This is a genomic window from Pseudomonas pseudonitroreducens (genome assembly GCF_021603645.1).
In the GTDB taxonomy this organism is placed as follows: Bacteria; Pseudomonadota; Gammaproteobacteria; order Pseudomonadales; family Pseudomonadaceae; genus Pseudomonas; species Pseudomonas pseudonitroreducens.
This window is the reverse complement of the sequence record NZ_BQHJ01000010.1, coordinates 98306-122607: the sequence shown is the minus strand read 5'-3', so window position 1 is coordinate 122607 and position 24302 is coordinate 98306. Positions and strand designations below refer to the sequence as shown.

Below are 24302 nucleotides of genomic sequence, written 5' to 3'. Positions count from 1 at the left end.
CCACCCGGAATCGCACCGCGTGTCCTCACCCTCCATCCTGCGTCTCGCCCTACCCTCGCCGCTGCGCCGCCTGTTCGATTACCTGCCGCCACGCGGGGTCGACGTAGCGCGCCTGCAACCGGGCGTACGCCTGCGCGTGCCGTTCGGCCGCCGCGAAATGGTCGGCGTCCTGGTGGACAAGGTGGAAACCTCCGACGTGCCGGCGGACAAGCTGCGCCCGGCCCTGGCCGTGCTCGACCACGAGCCGCCGATGCCGGCACACCTGCTGGAGCTGTGCCGCTGGACATCGCAGTACTACCAGCACAGCCTGGGCGACACTTTCTCCTGGGCGCTGCCCAACCTGCTGCGCCAGGGCGACCCGGCCGAGGCGCGCCAGCAGCGCTTCTGGCACGCCGAACCGGGCGCGCGCGAGGAAGACCCGCGCCTGGCTCGCGCACCGCGCCAGCGCGAGACGTTGAAGATTCTCAAGCAGCACCCCCACGGCGTTGCCCACGACCTGCTCAGCCAGTTGCAGATCAACAAGGACAGCCTCGACCTGCTCCAGGAAAAGGGCCTGGTCACCCTGGAAGTGCGCGAGCATCGCGTGTCGCCGCACCACGGCCCCTGGCTGGCGCAGGCAGAGCTGCCGCTCAATGCCGAGCAACGCGCCGCCTTCGAGGCCGTGCGCGCCGGCTTCGGCAGCTTCCACAGCTTCCTCCTGGCCGGCGTTACCGGCAGCGGCAAGACCGAGGTTTACCTGCAACTGATCCGCGAGACTCTGGAAGCCGGCAAGCAGGCGCTGGTGCTGATCCCCGAGATCAACCTCGGCCCGCAGACCCTGAGCCGCTTCGAGCGCCGCTTCAACGCGCGGATCGCCCTGCTGCACTCGGCCCTGACCGACCGCGAGCGCCTCGACGCCTGGCTGGCGGCCCGTGACGGCGAGGCGGACATCATCATCGGCACCCGCTCGGCATTGTTCACCCCGATGAAGAATCCGGGGCTGATCATCATCGACGAGGAGCACGACGCTTCCTATAAACAGCAGGAAGGCCTGCGCTACCACGCCCGCGACCTCGCCATGGTGCGCGCGCGCCTGGAAAACCTGCCGATCCTGCTCGGTTCGGCCACCCCTGCGCTGGAAAGCCTGCACAACGCCCAGAGCGGCCGCTACGGCCTGCTGCGCCTGACCCAGCGAGCCGGGGGCGCGCACCAGCCGAAGTTCCACCGTCTGGACGTGAAGAGCCTGCCGCTGGATTCCGGCATCTCCATGCCGTTGCAGCGCTCGATCAAGGAAACCCTGGCCGCCGGCCAGCAGGTGCTGGTCTACCTGAACCGCCGCGGCTTCGCCCCGACCCTGCTGTGCCACGACTGCGGCTGGATCAGCCAGTGTCCGCGCTGCGATGCGCGGATGACCGTGCACCAGGGCAGCGGCGAGCTGCGCTGCCACCACTGCGACCACCGCGAGCGGCCGCCGCGCAACTGCCCGAAATGCGGCACGGTGGACCTGCGCCCGGTCGGCGCCGGCACCGAGCGCGCCGAGGAGCGCCTGCGCATCCTCTTCCCGGATTACCCGGTGCTGCGCATCGACCGCGACAGCACCTCGCGCAAACACGCCATGCGCGACCTGTTCGCCACCATCAACAAGGGCGAGCCATGCATCCTGGTCGGCACCCAGATGCTCGCCAAGGGACACCACTTCCCGCGGGTCACCCTGGTAGCAATCCTCGATGCCGATGGCGGGCTGTTCTCCGCCGACTTCCGCGCCAGCGAGCGCATGGCCCAGCAGATCGTCCAGGTCGCCGGCCGCGCCGGGCGCGCCGAGGAACCGGGCCGCGTGCTGATCCAGACTCATCTGGCCGACCACCCGCTGCTGGTGCAACTCACCGAGCAGGGCTACTTCGCCTTCGCCGAGCAGGCCCTCACCGAGCGCCGCGCCGCCGGCCTGCCGCCATTCGCCCACCTGGCGCTGCTGCGCGCCGAGGCGCACAAGCCTGGGCAGGCGGAGGGTTTCCTCGACGAAGCCTGCGCCGAGGCCGAACGCCTGCAAGCTGCGCTCGGCCACGAGGTGGAGCTCCTCGGCCCGGTACCCGCGCCCATGGAGCGCCGCGCCGGCCGCTATCGCGCCCAGTTGCTGCTGATGAGCACGGCCCGCGCACCACTGCACCGTCTTCTCACGCCCTGGCTGCAAACGCTCGAGGGCATGCCCGGCGGGCGCCAGGTACGCTGGTCGCTGGATGTCGACCCGATCGATCTGTTCTGACGACCCTCTTTTATTCCCAAGAACCCGTCCGCCGCGCCGGAACCGTCCTACATTGACTTCCATCAGCCGCGACGGATGGCACAGCGGCGAGACTGAACTCGGAGCGTTCCGCGGTTGGCAAGCCATGCCCGGCCACGGATAATGCGCGGTTCTGAGCCCGATAACCGGTCGCGCGCGCCGGATGCACGCGAGCACGGAGAAAACCATGAAAGACACGATTCGCCACCTGATCCAGCAAGCCCTTGTCAGCCTCACCGAAGATGGCACCCTGCCCGCCGGCCTGACGCCCGACATCCAGGTGGAGAACACCAAGGACCGAACCCACGGTGACTTCGCCAGCAACATCGCCATGATGCTGGCCAAGCCGGCCGGGATGAAGCCGCGCGACCTCGCCACCAAGCTGGTCGAGGCGCTGCCGCAGAGCCCGGAAGTGGCCAAGGTCGAGATCGCCGGTCCCGGCTTCCTGAACTTCTTCCAGGACCAAGCCTGGCTCGCCGCCAGCCTCGACAAGGCCCTGGCCGACGAACGCATCGGCGTGCGCAAGGCCGGCCCCGCGCAGCGCGTGGTGGTGGACCTGTCCTCGCCGAACCTGGCGAAGGAAATGCACGTTGGCCACCTGCGCTCGACCATCATCGGCGACGGCGTCAGCCGCGTGCTGGAGTTCCTCGGCGACACCGTGATCCGCCAGAACCACGTCGGCGACTGGGGCACCCAGTTCGGCATGCTGCTGGCCTACCTGGAAGAGCAACCGGTGGACGCCCAGGCCGAGCTGCACGACCTGGAAGTCTTCTACCGCGCCGCCAAGAAGCGCTTCGACGAGTCGCCCGAGTTCGCCGACCGCGCCCGTGAACTGGTGGTCAAGCTGCAGGCCAAGGACCCCAAGTGCATGGCCCTGTGGACGCGCTTCAACGACATTTCCCTGTCGCACTGCCAGAAGGTCTACGACCTGCTGGACGTCAAGCTGACCATGGCCGACGTGAAGGGCGAGAGCGCCTATAACGACGACCTCGCCCAGGTGGTCGCCGACCTCACCGTCAAGGGCCTGCTGGTCGAGAGCGACGGCGCCCTGTGCGTGTTCCTCGACGAGTTCAAGAACGCCGAAGGCGAGCCGCTGCCGGTGATCGTGCAGAAGGCCGGCGGCGGCTACCTCTATGCCACCACCGACCTGGCCGCCATGCGCTACCGCCACAAGGTGCTGCACGCCGACCGCGTGCTGTACTTCGTCGACCAGCGCCAGGCCCTGCACTTCCAGCAGGTGTTCGAAGTCGCCCGCCGCGCCGGTTTCGTCCCGGCCAGCATGGACCTGGAGCACATGGGCTTCGGCACCATGAACGGCGCCGACGGCAAGCCATTCAAGACCCGCGACGGCGGCACCGTGAAGCTGATCGACCTGCTGATCGAAGCCGAGGAGCGCGCCTACACCCTGGTGAAGGCCAAGAACCCCGACTTCAGCGAGCAGGACCTGCGCCAGATCGCCCACGCCGTTGGCATCGGCGCGGTGAAATACGCCGACCTGTCCAAGCACCGCACCAGCGACTACAGCTTCAACTTCGACCTGATGCTGAGCTTCGAGGGCAACACCGCACCGTACCTGCTGTATGCGTACACCCGCGTGGCGAGCATCTTCCGCAAGCTGGGCAAGGGTTATGACGAAGTGGGCGGCAAGATCGTCCTGCAGCAACCGCAGGAAATCGCCCTGGCCGCACAGCTGGCGCAGTTCACCGACCTGCTCAACAACGTGGCGACCAAGGGTGTGCCGCACATCCTCTGCGCCTACCTGTACGAGCTGGCCGGCCTGTTCTCCAGTTTCTACGAGCACTGCCCGATCCTCACCGCCGAAGACCCGGCGCAACAGGAAAGCCGCCTGCGCCTTGCCGCGCTGACCGGCCGCACCCTCAAGCAGGGCCTGGAGTTGCTGGGCCTGGAAACCCTGGAGCGCATGTAAGCACCCATGGCGAAAAAGAAACCCGCTCCCAAGCGCGGCGCCAGCCGCTACCAGGCCCCGGCCAAGAAGACGTCGGTCCCCGGCTGGGTCTGGCTGGTCGCCGGCCTGGCCATCGGCGGCTTCATCATGTTCCTGATGAAGCTGGAGCCGGGTCGCAACGACGTCAAACGCGAGAAGCCGGAAGCGCCCAAGACCGTGGTCGGCTCCAACAAGCCCTCCGGCACCGTGCAACCGCAGCAGCCGGCGGCACCCACCGGGGTCAAGCCCAAGTACGACTTCTACACCCTGCTGCCGGGCTCGGAAGTCGCCGTGCCGCCGGAGGCCGTGCCGCCACCGGCCAAGCCGACTCCGCCGCCGACCGTGGTCGCGACCAAGGAAGAAGCCGAGAAAATCGACACCCAGCGCGCCCTGACCGCCCTGAGCGGCCAGACTCCGCCACCGCCCGCAGTGGTCAAGCCGGCAACGCCCGCCACGCCGCCAGCGACCCAGGTCGCCAGCGCGCAGAAGCAGGCCCTGCCGCAGGCTCCGGCCAGCGATAGCGCACCGGCCAAGCCGACCCCGCCGCCAGCCGTGGCCGCGACGCAGTACTACCTGCAGGCGGGCTCGTTCCGCAAACAGACCGACGCCGACCACCTGCGCGCGCAGATCATCATGATGGGCCAGAACGCCCGCGTGGAGTCCGGCACGGTACGCGACGAAACATGGTACCGGGTGATGGTCGGCCCCTACGGCGACCGCGCCAAGGCCTCCGCCGCGCAGAAGCAACTGGCCGGCAACGGCTTCAGCAACCTGCTGTTACAGCAGCGCCAGACCCGCTGATTCCAAGGCCCGCACCGACGAGCGGCGCGAGAAATGCGCGCTACTCGTCCGGTGCAGGACTTGAACCCCGCCGACCGAGTCCCCATCTGACTCTGCATTCGGGCACATCGCCCCGCTAGTGTGGAGTAAGACCCTTGACCACCATCGTATCTGTCCGCCGTAACGGCAAAGTCGTCATGGGCGGCGACGGCCAGGTTTCCCTGGGCAACACCGTGATGAAAGGCAACGCGAAGAAAGTCCGCCGCCTGTACCACGGTGAAGTGCTGGCCGGCTTCGCCGGCGCCACCGCCGATGCCTTCACCCTCTTCGAACGCTTCGAGCAGCAGCTGGAAAAACACCAGGGCCACCTGGTGCGCGCCGCCGTCGAACTGGCCAAGGACTGGCGTACCGATCGTTCCCTGAGCCGCCTGGAAGCCATGCTCGCCGTGGCCAACAAGGACGCCTCGCTGATCATCACCGGCAACGGTGACGTCGTCGAACCCGAGCATGGCCTGATCGCCATGGGCTCCGGTGGCGGCTTCGCCCAGGCGGCCGCGATGGCGCTGCTGCAGAAGGCCAACGACGAGATGAGCGCCCGCGAAATCGCCGAGACCGCGCTGAACATCGCCGGCTCCATCTGCGTGTTCACCAACCAGAACCTGACCATCGAGGAGCTCGACAGCGCCCTTTGAGGCGTTGTCGTTCCGGAGTAACCCGTCAAATGTCCATGACTCCCCGCGAGATCGTCCACGAACTCAACCGCCACATCATCGGCCAGGACGATGCCAAGCGCGCCGTCGCCATCGCCCTGCGCAACCGCTGGCGGCGCATGCAGCTGCCGGCCGAGTTGCGCGCCGAAGTGACGCCGAAGAACATCCTGATGATCGGCCCGACCGGCGTCGGCAAGACCGAGATCGCCCGTCGCCTGGCCAAGCTGGCCAACGCGCCGTTCATCAAGGTGGAAGCGACCAAGTTCACCGAAGTCGGCTATGTCGGCCGTGACGTCGAGTCGATCATCCGCGACCTCGCCGATGCCGCGATCAAGATGCTCCGCGAGCAGGAAGTGCAGAAGGTCAAGTACCGCGCCGAAGATGCCGCCGAAGAGCGCATCCTCGACGCGCTGCTGCCGCCGGCACGCACCACCGGCTTCGGCGACGAGCCGGCGCGCGAGGATTCCAACACCCGCCAGCTGTTCCGCAAGCGCCTGCGCGAAGGCCAACTGGACGACAAGGAAATCGACATCGAGGTCGCCGACATCCCCTCGGGCGTGGAAATCATGGCCCCGCCCGGCATGGAAGAGATGACCAACCAGTTGCAGAACCTGTTCTCCAACATGGGCAAGGGCAAGCGCAAGAGCCGCAAGCTGAAGGTCGCCGAGGCCATGAAGCTGATCCGCGACGAGGAAGCGCAGCGCCTGGTCAACGAAGAAGACCTCAAGGCCCGCGCCCTGGAAGCGGTGGAGCAGAACGGCATCGTCTTCATCGACGAGATCGACAAGATCGCCAAGCGCGGCAACGTCGGCGGCGCCGATGTGTCCCGCGAGGGCGTGCAGCGTGACCTGCTGCCGCTGATCGAAGGCTGCACCGTGAACACCAAGCTGGGCATGGTGAAGACCGACCACATCCTGTTCATCGCCTCGGGCGCGTTCCACCTGTCCAAGCCTAGCGACCTGGTACCGGAACTGCAGGGCCGTCTGCCGATCCGCGTCGAACTGAAGGCCCTGAGCCCCAGTGACTTCGAGCGCATCCTCAGCGAGCCCCACGCTTCGCTGACCGAGCAGTACACCGCGCTGCTGAAGACCGAAGGCCTGGACATCGAGTTCGCCGCCGACGGCATCAAGCGTCTCGCGGAGATCGCCTTCCAGGTCAACGAGAAGACCGAGAACATCGGTGCCCGTCGCCTGCACACCCTGCTCGAGCGCCTGCTCGAAGAGGTGTCGTTCGATGCCGCCGACCTCGCCAGCGAGCACAGCGACAAGGCCATCGTGATCGACGCGGCCTACGTCAACGGTCACCTTGGCGAACTGGCCCAGGACGAAGACCTGTCGCGCTACATTCTCTAAGAGCAGTTACAGGCCGCAGGCGGCAGGCTACATGCCAACCGCCTGCGGCTTGCAGCCTTTAGCCTGGAGCCCTCCATGCACATTCCCTCCGCCATCAAGCTGCACAAGGCCTCGAAGAAGCTTTCGCTGACCTATGGGGAGCAGTCCTACGAACTGTCTGCCGAGTTTCTGCGGGTGCATTCGCCGTCGGCGGAAGTCCAGGGCCACGGCAACCCGGTGCTGCAGGTCGGCCAGCTGAATGTCGGCCTGAGCAACCTGGAGCCGGCCGGGCAATACGCGCTCAAGCTGACCTTCGATGACGGCCACGACAGCGGCCTGTTCACCTGGGACTATCTCTACGAGCTGTGCGTGCGCCACGACGAGATGTGGGCGGATTACCTGGCGCAGCTGGAGAAAGCCGGCAAGTCGCGCGACCCGTCGGAGTCCGTGGTCAAGCTGATGCTGTAACCGGGACACCACACTTCCTGACTGCGTAGGAGCGGACTCCGTCCGCGATCGGCCCCAGGCCACGCCAAACCCATCGCGGATAAATCCGCTCCCACAGATGCTGAAGGTGCTTCCTGTAGGAGCGAGCTTGCTCGCGAACCCGCCTCGCTGCAGAGTCAGTTCGCGAGCAAGCTCGCTCCTACAGGTCGTTCGCCCCGCTCCCGCTCCATTCCTCGCGCCAACCTTCGTCGGGCAATCGCCCAGGGCACGCCATTTGCAACATTCCTCCGGCAGACTGTTGCTTGCGTGGCCGCCGTCAGGGGATTGGCGAGATGCCGCCGCTCTAGGGCGCGTTTTCTAACTTTTCCCGACATACTCCTAGGAGAAGGCCCACGCTGCACCAGCTTGCGCGGCGAAGGAAACTCGGGTAACCAAGGCAGTGCAATGTACGGAGTTACAGTGCACAGAGCGTGGTCTCCTGAACTTCCAGTGATGCCGCCAAGTAGATGAATCGCGTGGAGCTGTCTCCACGTTCCGCAACCCCGAGAAGTACTAGGCATTACGTCACCCAGGTGAGCCCCGCCAGTATGCGTCTCAGGACAATGGAGCGTCGCCGATGACCCAGAAGAACAACAGCGATCTACCCCAGCAAGCCGCGGAAAACACACTTGCCCTCAACCCGGTGATCGGGATTCGCGGCAAGGACCTGCTCACTTCTGCCCGGATGGTGTTGCTGCAAGCGATCAAGCAGCCCTTCCACAGCGCCAAGCACGCGACGCACTTCGGCCTCGAGCTGAAGAACGTGCTGCTCGGCAAATCCGACCTGAAGCCCTCGGACGACGACCGTCGCTTCAACGACCCGGCCTGGAGCCAGAACCCGCTCTACCGCCGCTACCTGCAGACCTACCTGGCCTGGCGCAAGGAGCTGCACACCTGGATGGGCGAGAGCGACCTGTCGCCCCAGGACATCAGCCGTGGCCAGTTCGTCATCAACCTGATGACCGAGGCCATGGCGCCGACCAATACGCTGTCCAACCCGGCAGCAGTCAAACGCTTCTTCGAAACCGGCGGCAAGAGTCTGCTCGATGGCCTCACCCACCTCGCCAAGGACATGGTCAACAACGGCGGGATGCCCAGCCAGGTGAACATGGATGCCTTCGAAGTCGGCAAGAACCTGGCCGTGACCGAAGGCGCGGTGGTGTTCCGCAACGACGTGCTGGAACTGATCCAGTACAAGCCGATCACCGAAAGCGTGCACGAGCGCCCGCTGCTGGTGGTGCCGCCGCAGATCAACAAGTTCTACGTCTTCGACCTGTCGCCGGAGAAGAGCCTGGCGCGCTTCTGCCTGCGCAACCAGGTGCAGACCTTCATCGTCAGCTGGCGCAACCCGACCAAGGCACAGCGCGAGTGGGGCCTGACCACCTACATCGAGGCGCTGAAAGAAGCCATCGACGTGGTCCTGAAGATCACCGGCAGCAAGGACCTGAACATGCTCGGGGCCTGCTCCGGCGGCATCACCACCGTCACGCTGCTCGGCCATTACGCCGCGCTGGGCGAGAACAAGGTGCACGCCTTCACCCAGATGGTCAGCGTGCTCGACTTCGAACTGGACACCCAGGTCGCCCTGTTCGCCGACGAGAAGACCCTGGAAGCCGCCAAGCGCCGCTCGTACCAGTCCGGCGTGCTGGAAGGCAAGGACATGGCCAAGGTGTTCGCCTGGATGCGCCCCAACGACCTGATCTGGAACTACTGGGTCAACAACTACCTGCTGGGCAACGAGCCGCCGGCCTTCGACATCCTGTTCTGGAACAACGACACCACGCGCCTGCCCGCCGCGCTGCACGGCGAGCTGGTGGAGATGTTCAAGACCAACCCGCTGACCCGCGCCGGCGCCCTGGAAGTCTCCGGCACGCCGATCGATCTCAAGCAGGTCACCTGCGATTTCTACTGCGTGGCCGGCCTGTCCGACCACATCACGCCGTGGGAAGCCTGCTACCGCTCCGCCCGCCTGCTGGGCGGCAAGTGTGAGTTCATCCTCTCCAACAGCGGGCACATCCAGAGCATCCTCAACCCACCGGGCAACCCCAAGGCACGCTTCATGACCGGCCCTGACCTTTCCGTCGATTCCAAGACCTGGCAGGAAAACTCCAGCAAGCACGCCGACTCCTGGTGGCTGCACTGGCAACAATGGCTGGCCGAGCGCGCAGGCAAGCTGAAAAAGGCCCCGACCGCCCTGGGTAACAAGGCTCACCCGGCCGGCGAGGCCTCCCCCGGAACCTACGTACACGAACGATGAAAACAGAACTCCTCCCGCAAGCCGGCGCCGTGGACGACGCCAACCATCCAGATTCGTCGCAGGCCGTGGAAGTGGCCGCGCCGACGAGCCGGCGCGCGCGCAGCAAAAGCAGCGGCGAGGAGATACTGCCGAGCAAGGCGCCGGCGGCGCAGCCCTTCGAGTTCCGCACCATCGAGCTCGACGGGCAGACCATCCGCACCGCCGTGCGCCCGGGCAAGAAACACATGACGCCGCTGCTGATCTTCAACGGCATCGGCGCCAACCTCGAACTGGTGTTCCCCTTCGTCGCCGCACTGGACCCGGACCTGGAGGTGATCGCCTTCGACGTGCCCGGTGTCGGCGGCTCGTCCACCCCCAGCACGCCTTACCGCTTCCCCGGCCTGGCCAAGCTGGCCGCGCGGATGCTCGACTACCTCGACTACGGCCAGGTGACGGCCATCGGCGTGTCCTGGGGCGGCGCCCTGGCGCAGCAGTTCGCCCACGACTACCCCGAGCGCTGCAAGAAGCTGATCCTCGCCGCCACCGCCGCCGGTGCGGTGATGGTGCCGGGCAAGCCGGCGGTGCTCTGGCGCATGGCCAGCCCGCGGCGCTACATCCAGCCGTCGTACGGTGTACACATCGCCCCGGACATCTACGGCGGCGCCTTCCGCCGCGACCCGAAGCTGGCCATGGCCTTTGCCAGCAAGGTGCGCTCGTCCGGCAAGATGGGCTACTACTGGCAGCTGTTCGCAGGCCTGGGCTGGACCAGCATCCACTGGCTGCACAAGATTCGTCAGCCGACGCTGATCCTGGCCGGCGACGACGACCCGATCATCCCGCTGATCAACATGCGCATGCTGGCCTGGCGCATTCCCAACTCGGAGCTGCACGTGATCGACGACGGCCACCTGTTCCTGGTGACCCGCGCGGAAACCGTGGCACCGATCATCATGAAATTCCTCCAGGAAGAGCGACAGCGCGCGATCATCCACCCCCGTCCATTCGCCCCCAAGGCCGGCTGAAGCATCACAGCTTCGTCACACTCGGTGGGCATCCTGCCTTGACCGATCGCTGCACAGGCACTTTTTTTAAAGAGCCGAACAACAAACAGGCGTGTTCACGGGTATCGACACGTAGCGCCTGATTCGGGCCCCGCGCTGCGGCCACCTTCGCAGGTGACCGCAGGGCAGCCCGGCTGCTGATCGACTGCCCTGTTTTCGGGCAGTTTCCTCTCGCGTCGATACCCGTGCACATCCCTCGAACCGGCGACAAGCGTCTGGAACGGGCCATTCCCGATTCTGGTACAGGCTTTGCGTCGCCATTGGCAGGTCGGACCCTTTACGGAGTGCTGTTCATGCGAGAGAAAGCTGAGCCTGGTAGCGTCCCCGTTCCCACCCAATACATGAATGCGCAGAGCGCGATGGTCGGCCTGCGCGGCAAGGACATGCTGTCCACCCTGCGCATGCTGGCACTGCAGGGTGTGCGCCAGCCGGTGCATTCGGCGAAGCACCTGGCGGCCTTCGGCAAGCAGGTCGGCAAGGTGCTGATCGGCGACTCGCCGCTGCAACCCAACCCGCAGGACGCGCGCTTCCAGGACCCCTCCTGGCGGCTGAATCCGCTTTACCGGCGTACCGTGCAGGCCTACCTGGCCTGGCAGAAGCAGTTGCTGGCCTGGGTCGACGAGAGTGACCTGAAGCCCGACGACCGCGCCCGCGCGCGGTTCCTGCTGTCGATCCTGTCCGACGCCGCCTCGCCATCCAACACACTGCTCAACCCGTTGGCGGTGAAGGAGCTGTTCAACACCGGCGGACAGAGCGTCCTCAAGGGCGTGCAGCATCTGCTGGACGACCTGATGCACAACGGCGGCATGCCCAGCCAGGTCAACCGCAGCGCCTTCGAAATCGGCCAGAACCTGGCCACCACGCACGGCGCCGTGGTGTTCCGCAACGAGGTGCTGGAGCTGATCCAGTACAAGCCGATGGGCGAGCATCTGCACGCCAAGCCGTTGCTGATCGTGCCGCCGCAGATCAACAAGTTCTATATCTTCGACCTGTCGCCGGAGAAGAGCTTCGTCCAGTACGCCCTGAAGAATAATCTGCAGGTCTTCATGGTCAGCTGGCGCAACCCCGATGCGCGTCACCGCGAATGGGGGCTGTCGACCTACGTCACGGCACTGGACGAAGCCATCGAGGCGTGCCGCTCCATCAGCGGCAGCCGAAGCGTGAACCTGATGGGTGCCTGCTCCGGCGGCCTGACCATTGCGGCCCTGCAAGGCCATCTGCAGGCGCGCCGGCAATTGCGCAAGATCGCCAGCGCCACCTACCTGGTCAGCCTGCTGGACAGCCAGGTGGAAACCCCCGCCGCGCTGTTCGCCGACGAGCAGACCCTGGAGACCAGCAAGCGCCGCTCCTACCAGCACGGGGTGCTGGACGGTCGCGACATGGCCAAGGTGTTCGCCTGGATGCGGCCCAACGACCTGATCTGGAACTACTGGGTCAACAACTACCTGCTGGGCAAACAGCCGCCAGCCTTCGACATCCTCTACTGGAACAACGACAACACTCGCCTGCCTGCCGCGCTGCACGGCGACTTCCTCGACTTCTTCAAGCACAACCCACTGGCCCGCCCCGGCGCCATGGAAGTCAACGGCACGGCCATCGACCTGAAGAAAGTGGCCGTGGACAACTTCCACGTCGCCGGCATCACCGATCACATCACGCCGTGGGACGCGGTATACCGCTCGGCGCAGCTACTGGGCGGCGACAGTCGCTTCGTGCTGTCCAACAGCGGACATATCCAGAGCATCCTCAACCCGCCCGGCAACCCCAAGGCCTGCTACTTCGAAAACGGCAAGATCAGCTCCGACCCGCGTGCCTGGTACTACGACACCAAGCGCCAGGAAGGCAGCTGGTGGCCGCTGTGGCTGGAGTGGATCCAGCAGCGCTCGGGCGAACGACGCCCGGTGAGCTTCGACCTGGGCAACGCCGAATACCCGCCCAAGGAAGCGGCGCCGGGGACGTATGTGCATGTGCGCTGATCTCGGCAACCCGAAACGAATTGCCCAGCCAGCACCGTAAAGGCTCTTGTAGGATGGGTGGAGCGCAGCGATACCCATGCCGTCGGCGCGCGGAATTGATGGGTATCGCTGCGCTCCACCCATCCTACGAGAAACTCTCCCGGCGACCCTTGGAGCGAAGCGCAAAGAACGCTCCGTGCAGAAGTTTGCCGCGCAGCCATTGGCAGCCACCCTCCCCCGCGGCTATCGTCGGCTCCACTGCGGCTGGAACAAGAACACGGATGAAAACGCGCGACCGGATTCTCGAATGCGCCCTGCAGCTGTTCAACGAGCAGGGCGAGCCCAACGTCTCCACCCTGGAGATCGCCACCGAACTGGGCATCAGCCCCGGCAATCTCTACTACCACTTCCACGGCAAGGAACCCCTGGTGCTGGCGCTGTTCGAGCGCTTCCAGGAGGAACTGGCGCCACTGCTTGACCCGCCGGAAGACGTGCGACTGGGTGCCGAGGATTACTGGCTGTTCCTGCACCTGATCGTCGAGCGCCTGGCGCATTACCGCTTCCTCTTCCAGGACCTCTCCAATCTTTCCGGAAAGCTGCCCAGGCTGGCTCGCGGCATACGCACCTGGCTCAACCAGCTCAAGCGCACCCTGGCTACGCTGCTGGCGCAGCTAAAGGCCCAGGACGAATTGATCAGCGACACCGAAGCGCTCGGCCAACTGGTGGAGCAGATCACCCTGACCTTGCTGTTCTCGCTGGACTACCAGCGCATCCTCGGCCACCAGGGTGACGTACGCCAGGTGGTGTTCCAGGTGATGATGCTGGTGGCGCCACACCTGCGCCCGGACTCGCAGCTGATCGCCGAGCGGCTCGCCAAGCGCTACCTCGCTCCCTGAGCCACAGCGCGCAAGCTTTTCCCTTGAGAGAATGAAAACGCCCGGCGCGAGGCCGGGCGTGGGTGTTGCAGCAGACCGATCAGGCCTGGGACGGCGGCGTTGCCGGAGCGGCAGCGGACGGCGTCACGGCCGGCGCGGCGGCGGCAGCCGACGGTGCCGGGGTGGCGGCCGGAGCGGCTGCCGGTTTCGCAGCAGCCGGTTTGGCGGCGGCCTTGGGTGCGGCGGGCTTCTTCACGGCAGGCTTCTTCGCCGCGGCCGGCTTGGCTGCAGGTTTCGCAGCGGCAGGCTTGGCGGCAGCAGCCGGTTTTGCAGCGGCCGATTTTGCAGCGGTCTTGACGGCCGGCTTCGCAGCGGCTTTCGCAGCAGCGGGTTTGGCAGCCGGTTTCGCGGCAGGTTTGGCCGCAGCCTTGGCAGCGGGTTTCGCGGCCGCCTTGGCAGCCGGTTTGGCGGCAGCTTTAGCGGCGGGCTTGGCAGCCGGCTTCGCTGCAGGTTTCGCAGCGGGCTTGGCGGCGGATTTGGCAGCCGGTTTGGAAGCCGCGGTCTTCACAGCGGGTTTCGCGGCCGGTTTGGCGGCGGCTTTCGCTGCGGGTTTGGCGGTAGCCTTGGCGGCCGGTTTGGCGACGCTGACGCCGGTGAGCTTCTCGATCTGCTTGGTGAGGCTATCGACCTTGCTGTGCAGGTCCTTCACTTCACGGCTGCTCGGTACGCCCAGGCGCGAGATCGCGCTGTTCAGGCGCTTGTCGAAGGCCTCTTCCAGCTCGCCCCACTTGCCGATCGCGGCGCCCTTCACGGCATCGACGCGCGCCTTCGCGGAACGGGTGGAAGTCTTCACCGCACCCTCGACTTCGGTCTTGGCCAGTTTCTCAGCCTTCTCGCCGTCCTTGACCAGGGTCTCGAACACCTTGCTGCCGTCCTTGCTGACCTTCGAGTAGGCCCCCAAGCCAGCCAGCCAGATCTGCCGCGAGTATTTCTCGATCTCGCCGATCCAACTGGACTCTTTTTTATCGGTAGTTTTTTTGCCAGCCATCCTGCTCTCCTTATTGGGTTCTCGCGACACGCTCGAGCACTGCGCTCAGCTCATCCAGCTTAGCAGAGAGCGCCTCCACATCACGCCTGGAGGGAATTCCGATTCGATTGAGGGCGGAGGCGACACGCGCATCGAACGCTTCCTCGATCCTGTCGAAATTCAGCTTGGCTTTGACGCTGTGCAGGCGACCCTTGACGCTGTCGTTGGCGGCGTCGATCTGGGTGCTCACCAGGTCGCGGCCTTTCTTCTCCACGGACTCGCCGGACTTGACCAGTTCCTTGAAGTACTCGCTGCCTTCGGCGCCCACGCGAGCGTAGGTACCCAGGCCGGCGAGCCAGATCTGCCGCGCGTAGTGCTTGGCATCGGAGTAAAGGGAGGATTCGAGCTCTGCGACTTTCTTCTTGCTGACAGCCTTGGCCATGGTGGCACCTCACAGGGTTCTGATTCGATGATGTCGAACAGCTGCCCGCGAAAGGCGGGACTGTGAGCCAAGGTATCGGGGAAAATTAGAAAACACATACCAGGCTTTGCAGGAACGAAGCGGCTACAGGCGGCTAGCCTCAGGCTGCAGGGGAAAACAGCCTGAAGCCTGCCGCCTGCCGCCTGCCGCCTGCCGCCACCCTTACGCCAGCGCCTTGTCCAGCGCGCGCTCGATCTCACCCTTGAGCAGGCCGCCCATGGCCGAGAGCATCAGGCCCAGCTTCACATCCACCGCAACCTTGTCCGCGCCCACTTCGATGCGCCCATCCACGCCGCTGCGCTTGAACAGCAGGGTGTCGCCCTGCCACTCGCTGCTCACCCCGTGCTCGCGGGAGAGCTTGTCGGCGAGCTTCTCTGCCTTGGCGCGGGCGGCCTCCAGGCCCAGGGAATGGTTACGTTCGACGTGGATACGGGACATGCTGGAACTCCGCGATTGACTGACTTTCCAGATAATACGCGCCGCGCCGTATCGCCGCACCCCGGCACCCCTCTTGCGGCGGCGAGCGGGGCGGCGTTTTCTCCGCATCCTGTTAGAATGCCCGCCACTGACTTCCAGGGTAGAAACGCCATGAGCGAACCGCGCAAGCCCCAAGCCGGCCAGGACAGCGCCGATCCCACCACGCACTTCGGCTACAAGACCGTGCGCGAGAGCGAGAAGGCCGAGAAGGTCGCCGAAGTGTTCCACTCGGTCGCCGCCAAGTACGACCTGATGAACGACCTGATGTCCGGCGGCATCCACCGTCTGTGGAAGCGCTTCACCATCGAACTGTCCGGCGTGCGCGCCGGCAACCGGGTGCTGGACATCGCCGGCGGCACCGGCGACCTGACCCGCCAGTTCTCCCGCCTGGTCGGCCCGACCGGCGAAGTGGTGCTGGCCGACATCAACGCCTCGATGCTCAAGGTCGGCCGCGACAAGCTGCTCGACAGCGGCGTCGCCGGCAACGTCAGCTTCGTCCAGGCCGACGCCGAGAAGCTGCCGTTCCCCGACAACTACTTCGACGCGGTAACCATCGCCTTCGGCCTGCGCAACGTCACTCACAAGGACGAAGCCATCCGTTCCATGCTGCGGGTGCTCAAGCCCGGCGGCCGCCTGCTCGTGCTGGAGTTCTCCAAGCCCACCAGCAGCCTGCTGTCCAAGGCCTACGATGCTTACTCCTTCACCCTGCTGCCGCTGATGGGCAAATTGGTGACCAACGATTCCGAGAGCTACCGCTACCTCGCCGAGTCGATCCGCATGCACCCCGACCAGGAAACGCTGAAGTCGATGATGGTGGAGGCCGGTTTCGACCGCGTCACCTACCACAACATGACCGGCGGCGTGGTCGCCCTGCACCGCGGCATCAAGCCCTGATGACCCTGCTCCTGCAGGCCGCCCTGGCCAGCGCCGAAGCCACCATCAACCGCGTGCTGCGGCTCGATGGCGTGGCGCTCAGGCGCCTCGGCCGGCTCGCCGGCAAGGTGCTGGAAGTGGACTGCCAGGCGCCGGCGCTGCGGCTGTTCATCCTGCCCGATGCCGACGGCCTGCACTTGGCCGCGCACCACGAGGCGCCGGCCGACTGCACCCTCGTCGCACCGGCCGGCAGCCTGCTGCAGCTGGCCCTGGCCAAGGACAAGACCCGCGTCCTGCACAGCCCGGAAGTGACCATGGGCGGCGACAGCGCGATGCTGCTGGAGCTGGCCGACATCCTCCAGAGCCTCGAACTCGACTGGGAGTACGAAGTCTCCCGCTGGCTCGGCCCGGCACCCGCACATCTGCTCGGCGCGCGCCTGCGCGGCGGCATGGCGTGGGCCGGCGATAGCCTGGAAAGCCTGCGCCTGAGCCTCGCCGATTACCTCGCCGAAGAAAGCCGCACCCTGGTCGGCCGGCATGAAGCCGAAGCGCGCTTCGCCGAATTGGACCAGTTGAAGATATCCCTCGACCGCCTCGACGCGCGGATCACTCGCCTGACCCAGAAGATCAAGCCTGACGCATGAAGCTGCTCGCCTTCCGCCGCCTGCTGCGCATCCAGCGCGTAGCCATCCGCTACCGCCTGGACGACATGGTCCTCGAACTGCCCTTCCTGCCCTGGTGGCTGCGTCTGGTCGGCGGCCTGCTGCCCTGGCGCTGGCTACCGCGCAAACCGCTGGACCTGAGCCGTGGCGCGCGCATCCGCCTGGCGCTGGAAGACCTCGGGCCGATCTTCATCAAGTTCGGCCAGATACTCTCCACCCGCCGCGACCTGCTCCCTGATGACATTGCCCTGGAACTGGCCTTCCTCCAGGACAAGGTGCCGCCCTTCCCGCCGGAACAGGCCGTGGCGCTCATCGAACAGCAACTGGGCGCGAAGATCGAGCAGGTGTTCGCCCGCTTCGAACGCGAACCGCTGGCCTCGGCATCGGTGGCGCAGGTGCACACCGCGCAGCTCAAGAGCGGCGAGGAAGTGGTGGTGAAGGTCATCCGCCCGAACCTGGAGCCGGTGATCCGCTCGGACATCGCCTGGCTGCACATCCTCGCGCGCACCGCCGAGCGCATCTCCGCCGACGCCCGCCGCCTGCACCCGGCCGAAGTGGTCAGCGATTACGAGAAGACCATCTACGACGAGCTCGACCTGCTCCGTGAAGCGGCCAACTCCTCGCAGCTGCGGCGCAACTTCGAAGGCTCGCCGCTGCTCTACGTACCCCAGGTCTACTGGGACTGGTGCCGCCCCAAGGTACTGGTGATGGAGCGCATCTACGGCATCCCGGTGACCGACCTGGAGACCCTGCGCGACCAGCGCACCGACTTCAAGGCCCTGGCCGAACGCGGTGTGGAGATCTTCTTCACCCAGGTATTCCGCGACAGCTTCTTCCACGCCGACATGCACCCCGGCAACATCTTCGTCAGCACCCGCACGCCCTGGAGCCCGCAGTACATCGCGGTGGACTGCGGCATCGTCGGCAGCCTCACCAACGAGGATCAGGACTACCTGGCGCGCAACCTGATCGCCTTCTTCAAGCGTGACTACCGCAAGGTCGCCCAGTTGCACATCGACTCGGGCTGGGTGCCGGCGGAAACCAAGGTCAACGATTTCGAGGCGGCGATCCGCACCGTGTGCGAGCCGATCTTCGAGAAGCCGCTGAAGGACATCTCCTTCGGCCAGGTGTTGCTGCGCCTGTTCCAGACTGCGCGGCGCTTCAACATGGAAGTACAACCGCAACTGGTGCTGCTGCAGAAGACCCTGCTGAACATCGAAGGGCTGGGCCGCCAGCTCTATCCGGAGCTGGACCTGTGGACCACCGCGCAGCCCTTCCTGGAGCGCTGGATGCGTGATCGCGTCAGCCCCGGCACCCTGCTGCGCAACGCCCAGCAGCACATCGAACAACTGCCGCACCTGGCGCAGATGACCCGCGACACGCTCGAACGCCTGTCCCGCGAGCCGCAGCCAGAAGCGCGCCTGAGCGGTGCTCAGGCCGGCATGGCCAGCGCCTGGCCGGCGCGGCTGATTGGCGCAGTGCTGGTTGCCGGCGCCGCCGAAACCGGCCTGGCCACCCACTCCCTCGCCGCCTGGCCGGCCTGGGCGATGCTGGCCGGTGGTCTGTATCTGATTCTGCGCCGATAGCCAGTCGCCCCAGCGGCTGGCACACTTGACCGCTATACGAAGTGGCTCTGGGCACCGTGCGTGCCCGCTGTACGGAACCCGAGATGAAAGACTGGCTGGACGAAATCAACTGGAATGCCGATGGACTGGTACCGGCAATCGCCCAGGACCATCGCACCGGCCGCGTGCTGATGATGGCCTGGATGAACCGCGAGGCCCTGGCCCTTACCGCCGCCGAGAACCGCGCCATCTACTGGTCGCGCTCGCGCGGCAAGCTCTGGCGCAAGGGCGAGGACTCCGGCCACGTGCAGAAGCTCCACGAACTGCGCCTGGACTGCGACGCCGACGTGGTGATCCTGATGGTCGAGCAACTGGGCGGCATCGCCTGCCACACTGGCCGCGAGAGCTGCTTCTACCGGGTGTTCGAGAACGGCGCCTGGCAGACCGTCGACCCGGTCCTCAAGGACCCGGATGCCATCTACTCCCACGTAGGTACAGGAAAACCCCATGAGCACTGATACCCTCGCCCGTCTGGCGGAAGTCCTCGAAGCGCGCAAGAATGCCGCACCGGACAGCTCCTACGTGGCCAGCCTGTATCACAAGGGCCTGAACAAGATCCTGGAGAAGGTTGGCGAAGAGTCGGTGGAAACCATTCTTGCCGCCAAGGACGCCGCCGCCAGTGGTGATTGCACGGACCTGATCTACGAAACGGCCGACCTCTGGTTCCACTCCCTGGTGATGCTCGCCGCCCTCGGCCAGCACCCGCAGGCGGTACTGGACGAGCTGGACCGCCGCTTCGGCCTTTCCGGGCACGACGAGAAAGCCGCGCGCCAGCCGTCAGCCTGAACCCGACAACTTTGCGAGGAAAACAAGATGGGCATCTTTGACTGGAAACACTGGGTAGTCATCCTGATCGTCGTGGTCCTGGTCTTCGGCACCAAGCGCCTGAAGAACCTGGGTTCGGATGTCGGCGAAGCCATCAAGGGCTTCCGCAAGGCAATGAACACCGAGGAAGACGACAAGAAGGACCCGAGCGCCGCTGCCGGCAACCCGCCGCTGAACCAGCCGCACACCATCGACGCCCAGGCGCACAAGGTCGAAGAGCCGGCGCGCAAGGACTGATTCATGTTCGGTATCAGCTTCAGCGAACTGCTGCTGGTGGGCCTAGTCGCCCTGCTGGTGCTCGGCCCCGACCGCCTGCCGGGTGCCGCGCGCACGGCCGGCCTGTGGATCGGCCGGCTCAAGCGCAGCTTCAACGCCATCAAGACGGAAGTGGAGCGCGAACTGGGTGCGGATGAAATCCGCCGCCAGTTGCACAACGAGCACATCCTGCAGATGGAACAGGAAGCCAAGAAGCTGATGGCGCCGCTGACCGACCTGCAGGACCAGGCCCGCGAAGCCTTCAACCCGCAGCAGCCGGCCCAGCCCGACAGCCAAGGGGCGACGAGCGAGTCGCCTGCGGCACCGAGTATCGCGCCCAACAGCCGGCTGAACAGCCTGCCAGGCGCGGGCATCGCCCCTGTCGCCCCCCCGGAAGCGGCACCCGCCGCTCCGGCAGAACCTGTCGCTGCGCCCCAGGCGCAAGCCCCAAGCGAGACGCCGGCGCCGAGCCAGCCGTCCGCTTCGTCCGAGACGCCGCGTAGCCCATGAGCGCCGAAAAGCCCGACCAGCCCGAACAAGACCAGGAAATGCCCCTGGTCTCGCACCTGACCGAACTGCGCAACCGTTTGCTGCGCTGCGTGATCGCGATCTTCGTGATCTTCATCGGCCTCCTGTACTTCTCGCAGAAGATCTACGCGCTGGCTTCCGAGCCGCTGCGGCGCTTCCTGCCCGAAGGCGCGACGATGATCGCCATCGACCCGGCGTCAGCCTTCCTCGCGCCGCTGAAGCTGACCATGATCGTTGCCGTGCTGATTGCCATGCCGGTGATCCTCGGCCAGATCTGGGGCTTCATCGCCCCCGGCCTGTACAAGCACGAGAAGCGCGTCGCCCTGCCGCTGCTGGCCTCCAGCATCATACTGTTCTACGCCGGCATGGCCTTCGCCTACTTCCTGGTGTTCCCGTTGATGTTCCACTTCTTCCTCGGCCAGGCCCCGGAAGGCGTGACGCCGATGACCGACATCAACAGCTACCTGGACTTCCTCACCCTGCTGTTCGCCTTCGGCGTGGCCTTCGAGATTCCCGTGGCCACTGTCCTGCTGGTATGGATCGGCGTGGTCGACGTGGCCTACCTGAAGAAGATCCGCCCCTACGTGATCATCGGCTGCTTCGTGGTCGGCATGGTTCTCACCCCGCCGGATCCGCTGTCGCAGACCTTGCTGGCAGTGCCGATGTGGATGCTGTTCGAGGCTGGCGTACTGTTCAGCCACCTGATCCGCAAGCGCGGGCCGGAAACCGAAGACGACGAGCCCAAGGGCGACCAGCCGCCGGCTACCCGTCCGTGAACCTGCTGCTGCTCGACGACGCCGACTTCGTCGCGGCGGACCGCGTGATCCTGCGCGACCGCCGCCTGACGCACATGCAGGAAGTCCACCGCGCCGAAAGCGGCGACCGCCTGCGCGTGGGCCGACTCGGCGGCCTGATGGGCGAAGGCCACCTGCTGCGCCTGGAAGCCAACGAGGCCGAGTTGCAGGTCAGCTTCGACCAGGCACCGCCGGCGAAACTGCCGCTGACCCTGCTGCTCGCCCTGCCCCGCCCGAAGATGCTCCGCCGCGTGCTGCAGACCGTGGCCGCCATGGGCGTGGCGCGCCTGGTACTGCTCAACAGCTACCGGGTGGAAAAAAGCTTCTGGCAGACGCCCTTCCTCGAGCCCGAAGCCATCCGCGAGCAACTGATCCTGGGCCTCGAACAAGCCCGCGATACGGCGCTGCCCGAAGTCATCATCGAGAAGCGCTTCAAGCCCTTCGTCGAGGATCGCCTGCCCGCCCTCGCTGCCGGCAGCCTCGGCCTGATCGGCCACCCCGGCCCCTGGCCCGAGTGCCCGCGTGCGTTGAGCGAACCAGTGACGCTGGCGATCGGCCCGGAGGGCGGCTGGATTCCCTACGAGGTCGACAAGCTGCGAGAGGCCGGCCTGAATCCCGTACAACTGGGTGAACGCATCCTGCGCGTCGAGACTGCCGTGACCGCTCTTCTGGCACGACTGTTCTAACTCAAACTGGCGCAAAGCCAGTAACCACGCGGCCTCCAGCGTGAACCGCCAGTCAGAAAAAGCACCCCGGAACTCTTCAGTTCCACGCGCCCGCGCCGATATCAGCGGTACCGGTCGTCCCCACTCTGCGCATTTCCTGCTCAGCCATGCGTACCGGCCCCGTACAACCCCTGGAGCGCCGCCTTCATGTTTCGCTGGTTCAACAACCTGACTGTCAAACTCAAACTCGCCGCAGGCTTCGGCCTGGTGCTGCTGCTCACCCTGCTGATCGCCCTTACCGGCTGGATCAACCTGGGCAACGTGATCAACCGAGGAGACAAGCTCGGCGAGATTTCCGAGCTGATCTCGATCGCCAAGGACCTGCGCATCGCCCGCCTGAAGTTCCAGTCCACCCGCGCGCCGGAAGACGCCAGGCTGGTGCTCGATACACTGGACAAGCTGGACCAGCGCCACCGCGCGCTGAACGAAAAGTTCAGCGAGGCCGAGGACCGTCGCGTCATCGACCAGCAGCATGAGCTGAGCGTGGAATACCGCAAGCTGTACGCCCAGTTGCTGAAGTCCTTCGAAGAGCGCGATGCCGCCAAACAGGTGCTGATCCAGGCCGCCGGCGCAGTCAGCGAGGGCCTGCAGAAAGCCGAGCAGAAGCTGGTCAACAGCGCCAGCGTGGAAAGCCTGCAGCACCTGCAGGACCTCGCCGGCATTGGCCGCGCCGTCATGCAGGCGCGCCTGCAGGTGATGGCCTACACCAGCACCGACGCGCAGAATCTGGAACAGCCCGCCTTCGCCGCCCTGCAGAAACTGATCGACGGTGTGAAGAGCGACATGAGCACCTCGCCGGCCGAACTCAACGGAGAATTCCGCGCCACCCTCGATGCGTTGGAGACCTACCGCAACGCGCTGACCAACTACCGCAACGAGGTCAACGACAGCCAGGCCGCCCGCGACCGTATGCGCGACAGCGGCCAGCAGATCGAGAAGCTGAGCAACGAGCTGACCGCCACCCAGACCGCCAAGCGCGACGCCGGCGTCGCCCAGGCCAAGACCCTGCTGGGCCTGGCCACGCTGATCGCCCTGGTGCTGGGCAGCATCGCCGCCTGGATCATCACCGTGCAGATCGTCAATCCGCTGCGTGACGTACTGGGCCACGCCGAGCGCATCGCCGACGGCGACCTCAGCCGGGATATCCCGACCACCCGCCACGACGAGCTGGGCCAGCTGCAGAAGAGCATGCAGCGCATGAACCTGTCCCTGCGCGAGCTGATCGGCCGCATCCACGATGGCGTGACGCAGATCGCCAGCGCCGCCGAGGAACTGTCCGCGGTGACCGAGCAGACCAGCGCCGGGGTCAACAACCAGAAGACCGAGACCGACCAGGTCGCCACCGCGATGAACGAGATGGCCGCCACCGTGCAGGAAGTCGCGCGCAACGCCGAGGAAGCCTCCGAGGCCGCCTCCGCTGCCGACCGCCAGGCCCGCGACGGCGAAGGTGCGGTGAACGAAGCAGTGAACCAGATGGACCGCCTGGCTGGCGAAGTCAGCCGTACCAACGAGTCGGTGCTCAAGCTCAAGCGCGAGAGCGAGAAGATCGGCAGCGTGCTGGACGTGATCAAGGCAGTAGCCGAGCAGACCAACCTGCTGGCGCTCAACGCTGCCATCGAGGCCGCCCGCGCGGGCGACGCCGGGCGTGGCTTCGCCGTGGTGGCCGACGAGGTGCGCGGCCTGGCGCAGCGCACCCAGTCCTCCACCGAAGAGATCGAGGAACTGATCGCCGGCCTGCAGAGCGGCACCCAGCAGGCCGTGCAGATGATGGAAACCAGCCGCGACCTGACCGTCAGCACGGTCGACCTGACCCGCCGCGCCGGTGAGCGCCTGGGCGCGATCACCCGCACCGTGTCGACCATCCAGTCGATGAACCAGCAGATCGCCGCCGCCTCCGAGCAGCAGAGCGCCGTGGCCGAGGAGATCAACCGCAGCGTGATGAACGTACGCGACATCTCCGAACAGACTGCTGCCGCCAGTGAGGAAACCGCCGCTTCCAGCGTCGAGCTGGCGCGCCTGGGCAATGAGCTGCAAGTGCTGGTCAGCCGCTTCCGCGTCTGATCCTTCCGAGATGGAAAAAGGCCCGCGCAATGCGGGCCTTTTTCATGGTCAGTCGATACGTCTGCGCCTGCCGAACCCTCGCGCAGCGCCATCCCGTAGGATGGGTGGAGCTTGCGATACCCATCACCCATCGACGACGCCTGCGATGGGTATCGCTGCGCTCCACGCCATCCTACGAAAGCTCGCCCGGAGCGCGGCCGCGTCAGATATGACGCGACAAATTCCCGCCTTCAGTTTCCCTTCTCGCGGCCGATAGCCTCTGACGCACGAAGATGCGTCCCGATAATTCCGCCTCGCCTCCGATCTTTTGTTGTTGCCTGCCACGGGCCGTCG

23 protein-coding genes and 1 pseudogene are annotated in these 24302 nt (G+C 65.9%); 21 read left to right on the top strand and 3 right to left on the bottom strand.

Annotation, left to right across the window (positions count from 1 at the left end; genetic code table 11):
- The first annotated feature begins 19 nt into the window (after positions 1–19).
- From L6D89_RS23220 to L6D89_RS23175, 10 genes are all read left to right on the top strand, one after another.
- The gene (locus L6D89_RS23220; protein WP_236201311.1) at positions 20–2239 is read left to right on the top strand and encodes a primosomal protein N'; all 2220 of its coding nucleotides are present in this window, start codon (positions 20–22) and stop codon (positions 2237–2239) included.
- A 205-nt stretch (positions 2240–2444) separates the two neighbouring features.
- The gene (gene argS, locus L6D89_RS23215) at positions 2445–4184 is read left to right on the top strand and encodes an arginine--tRNA ligase (protein ID WP_236201310.1); all 1740 of its coding nucleotides are present in this window, start codon (positions 2445–2447) and stop codon (positions 4182–4184) included.
- Between the two features lie 6 nt (positions 4185–4190).
- Positions 4191–5003, top strand: a complete 813-nt coding sequence (locus L6D89_RS23210; RefSeq protein WP_236172701.1) for an SPOR domain-containing protein — start codon at positions 4191–4193, stop codon at positions 5001–5003.
- 134 nt (positions 5004–5137) lie between these two features.
- Entirely contained in the window at positions 5138–5674 is a 537-nt protein-coding gene (hslV, locus tag L6D89_RS23205) for an ATP-dependent protease subunit HslV (RefSeq protein ID WP_037013407.1), read from the top strand.
- A 29-nt stretch (positions 5675–5703) separates the two neighbouring features.
- Positions 5704–7044 carry an ATP-dependent protease ATPase subunit HslU gene (gene hslU, locus L6D89_RS23200; protein ID WP_138525370.1) on the top strand — a complete coding sequence of 447 codons (1341 nt, stop codon included), beginning with the start codon at positions 5704–5706 and terminating at the stop codon, positions 7042–7044.
- A gap of 75 nt (positions 7045–7119) precedes the next feature.
- Positions 7120–7491, top strand: a complete 372-nt coding sequence (locus tag L6D89_RS23195; RefSeq protein ID WP_236201309.1) for a gamma-butyrobetaine hydroxylase family protein — start codon at positions 7120–7122, stop codon at positions 7489–7491.
- A 595-nt stretch (positions 7492–8086) separates the two neighbouring features.
- On the top strand, positions 8087–9766 hold the full coding sequence (phaC, locus tag L6D89_RS23190; protein WP_236172704.1) for a class II poly(R)-hydroxyalkanoic acid synthase: 1680 nt from the start codon (positions 8087–8089) through the stop codon (positions 9764–9766).
- Positions 9763–10767, top strand: coding sequence for a poly(3-hydroxyalkanoate) depolymerase (gene phaZ / locus L6D89_RS23185; protein WP_236201308.1), 1005 nt, complete (start codon positions 9763–9765; stop codon positions 10765–10767). The genes phaC (L6D89_RS23190) and phaZ overlap by 4 nt, the downstream gene beginning before the upstream one ends.
- 332 nt (positions 10768–11099) lie before the next feature.
- The gene (gene phaC / locus L6D89_RS23180) at positions 11100–12782 is read left to right on the top strand and encodes a class II poly(R)-hydroxyalkanoic acid synthase (protein WP_236172706.1); all 1683 of its coding nucleotides are present in this window, start codon (positions 11100–11102) and stop codon (positions 12780–12782) included.
- Positions 12783–13042: 260 nt separating this feature from the next.
- The gene (locus tag L6D89_RS23175; protein WP_236201307.1) at positions 13043–13657 is read left to right on the top strand and encodes a TetR/AcrR family transcriptional regulator; all 615 of its coding nucleotides are present in this window, start codon (positions 13043–13045) and stop codon (positions 13655–13657) included.
- Positions 13658–13736: 79 nt separating this feature from the next.
- Here the strand turns inward: L6D89_RS23175 and L6D89_RS23170 are convergent, their stop codons facing one another.
- The 3 genes from L6D89_RS23170 to L6D89_RS23160 all read right to left on the bottom strand — a co-directional run bounded on the left by L6D89_RS23170 (position 13737) and on the right by L6D89_RS23160 (position 15582).
- A complete protein-coding gene (locus tag L6D89_RS23170) occupies positions 13737–14684 on the bottom strand; it encodes a phasin family protein (protein ID WP_236201306.1) in 948 nt (315 codons plus the stop codon).
- Positions 14685–14694: 10 nt separating this feature from the next.
- Positions 14695–15105, bottom strand: coding sequence for a phasin family protein (locus L6D89_RS23165; RefSeq protein WP_236172709.1), 411 nt, complete (start codon positions 15103–15105; stop codon positions 14695–14697).
- A gap of 201 nt (positions 15106–15306) precedes the next feature.
- Positions 15307–15582, bottom strand: a complete 276-nt coding sequence (locus tag L6D89_RS23160; RefSeq protein ID WP_236172710.1) for a polyhydroxyalkanoic acid system family protein — start codon at positions 15580–15582, stop codon at positions 15307–15309.
- Positions 15583–15732: 150 nt separating this feature from the next.
- Here L6D89_RS23160 and ubiE point away from each other — a divergent pair, with 150 nt between their 5' ends.
- From ubiE to L6D89_RS32855, 11 genes and pseudogenes are all read left to right on the top strand, one after another.
- Positions 15733–16515: a bifunctional demethylmenaquinone methyltransferase/2-methoxy-6-polyprenyl-1,4-benzoquinol methylase UbiE gene (gene ubiE, locus L6D89_RS23155; protein WP_236172711.1), complete on the top strand. Its 783-nt coding sequence runs from the start codon at positions 15733–15735 to the stop codon at positions 16513–16515.
- On the top strand, positions 16512–17138 hold the full coding sequence (locus L6D89_RS23150) for a ubiquinone biosynthesis accessory factor UbiJ (RefSeq protein WP_236201400.1): 627 nt from the start codon (positions 16512–16514) through the stop codon (positions 17136–17138). The genes ubiE and L6D89_RS23150 overlap by 4 nt, the downstream gene beginning before the upstream one ends.
- On the top strand, positions 17135–18742 hold the full coding sequence (gene ubiB, locus L6D89_RS23145) for a ubiquinone biosynthesis regulatory protein kinase UbiB (RefSeq protein WP_236201305.1): 1608 nt from the start codon (positions 17135–17137) through the stop codon (positions 18740–18742). Before L6D89_RS23150 ends, ubiB begins: the two co-directional genes overlap by 4 nt.
- Positions 18743–18825: 83 nt before the next feature.
- On the top strand, positions 18826–19239 hold the full coding sequence (hisI, locus tag L6D89_RS23140; RefSeq protein ID WP_184590387.1) for a phosphoribosyl-AMP cyclohydrolase: 414 nt from the start codon (positions 18826–18828) through the stop codon (positions 19237–19239).
- Positions 19229–19567, top strand: a complete 339-nt coding sequence (locus tag L6D89_RS23135; RefSeq protein WP_045212901.1) for a phosphoribosyl-ATP diphosphatase — start codon at positions 19229–19231, stop codon at positions 19565–19567. Before hisI ends, L6D89_RS23135 begins: the two co-directional genes overlap by 11 nt.
- Before the next feature lie 27 nt (positions 19568–19594).
- Positions 19595–19843, top strand: coding sequence for a twin-arginine translocase TatA/TatE family subunit (locus L6D89_RS23130; protein WP_236172713.1), 249 nt, complete (start codon positions 19595–19597; stop codon positions 19841–19843).
- A 3-nt stretch (positions 19844–19846) separates the two neighbouring features.
- Positions 19847–20371, top strand: coding sequence for a Sec-independent protein translocase protein TatB (gene tatB / locus L6D89_RS23125; RefSeq protein WP_236201304.1), 525 nt, complete (start codon positions 19847–19849; stop codon positions 20369–20371).
- The gene (gene tatC, locus L6D89_RS23120) at positions 20368–21165 is read left to right on the top strand and encodes a twin-arginine translocase subunit TatC (RefSeq protein WP_236172715.1); all 798 of its coding nucleotides are present in this window, start codon (positions 20368–20370) and stop codon (positions 21163–21165) included. The genes tatB and tatC overlap by 4 nt, the downstream gene beginning before the upstream one ends.
- Positions 21162–21869, top strand: a complete 708-nt coding sequence (locus L6D89_RS23115) for a 16S rRNA (uracil(1498)-N(3))-methyltransferase (RefSeq protein WP_236201303.1) — start codon at positions 21162–21164, stop codon at positions 21867–21869. Before tatC ends, L6D89_RS23115 begins: the two co-directional genes overlap by 4 nt.
- A gap of 186 nt (positions 21870–22055) precedes the next feature.
- A pseudogene (locus L6D89_RS32860) lies at positions 22056–23096 on the top strand (methyl-accepting chemotaxis protein); the annotation flags it as partial.
- On the top strand, positions 23097–23969 hold the full coding sequence (locus L6D89_RS32855) for a methyl-accepting chemotaxis protein (RefSeq protein WP_373874985.1): 873 nt from the start codon (positions 23097–23099) through the stop codon (positions 23967–23969).
- Positions 23970–24302 lie beyond the last annotated feature (333 nt).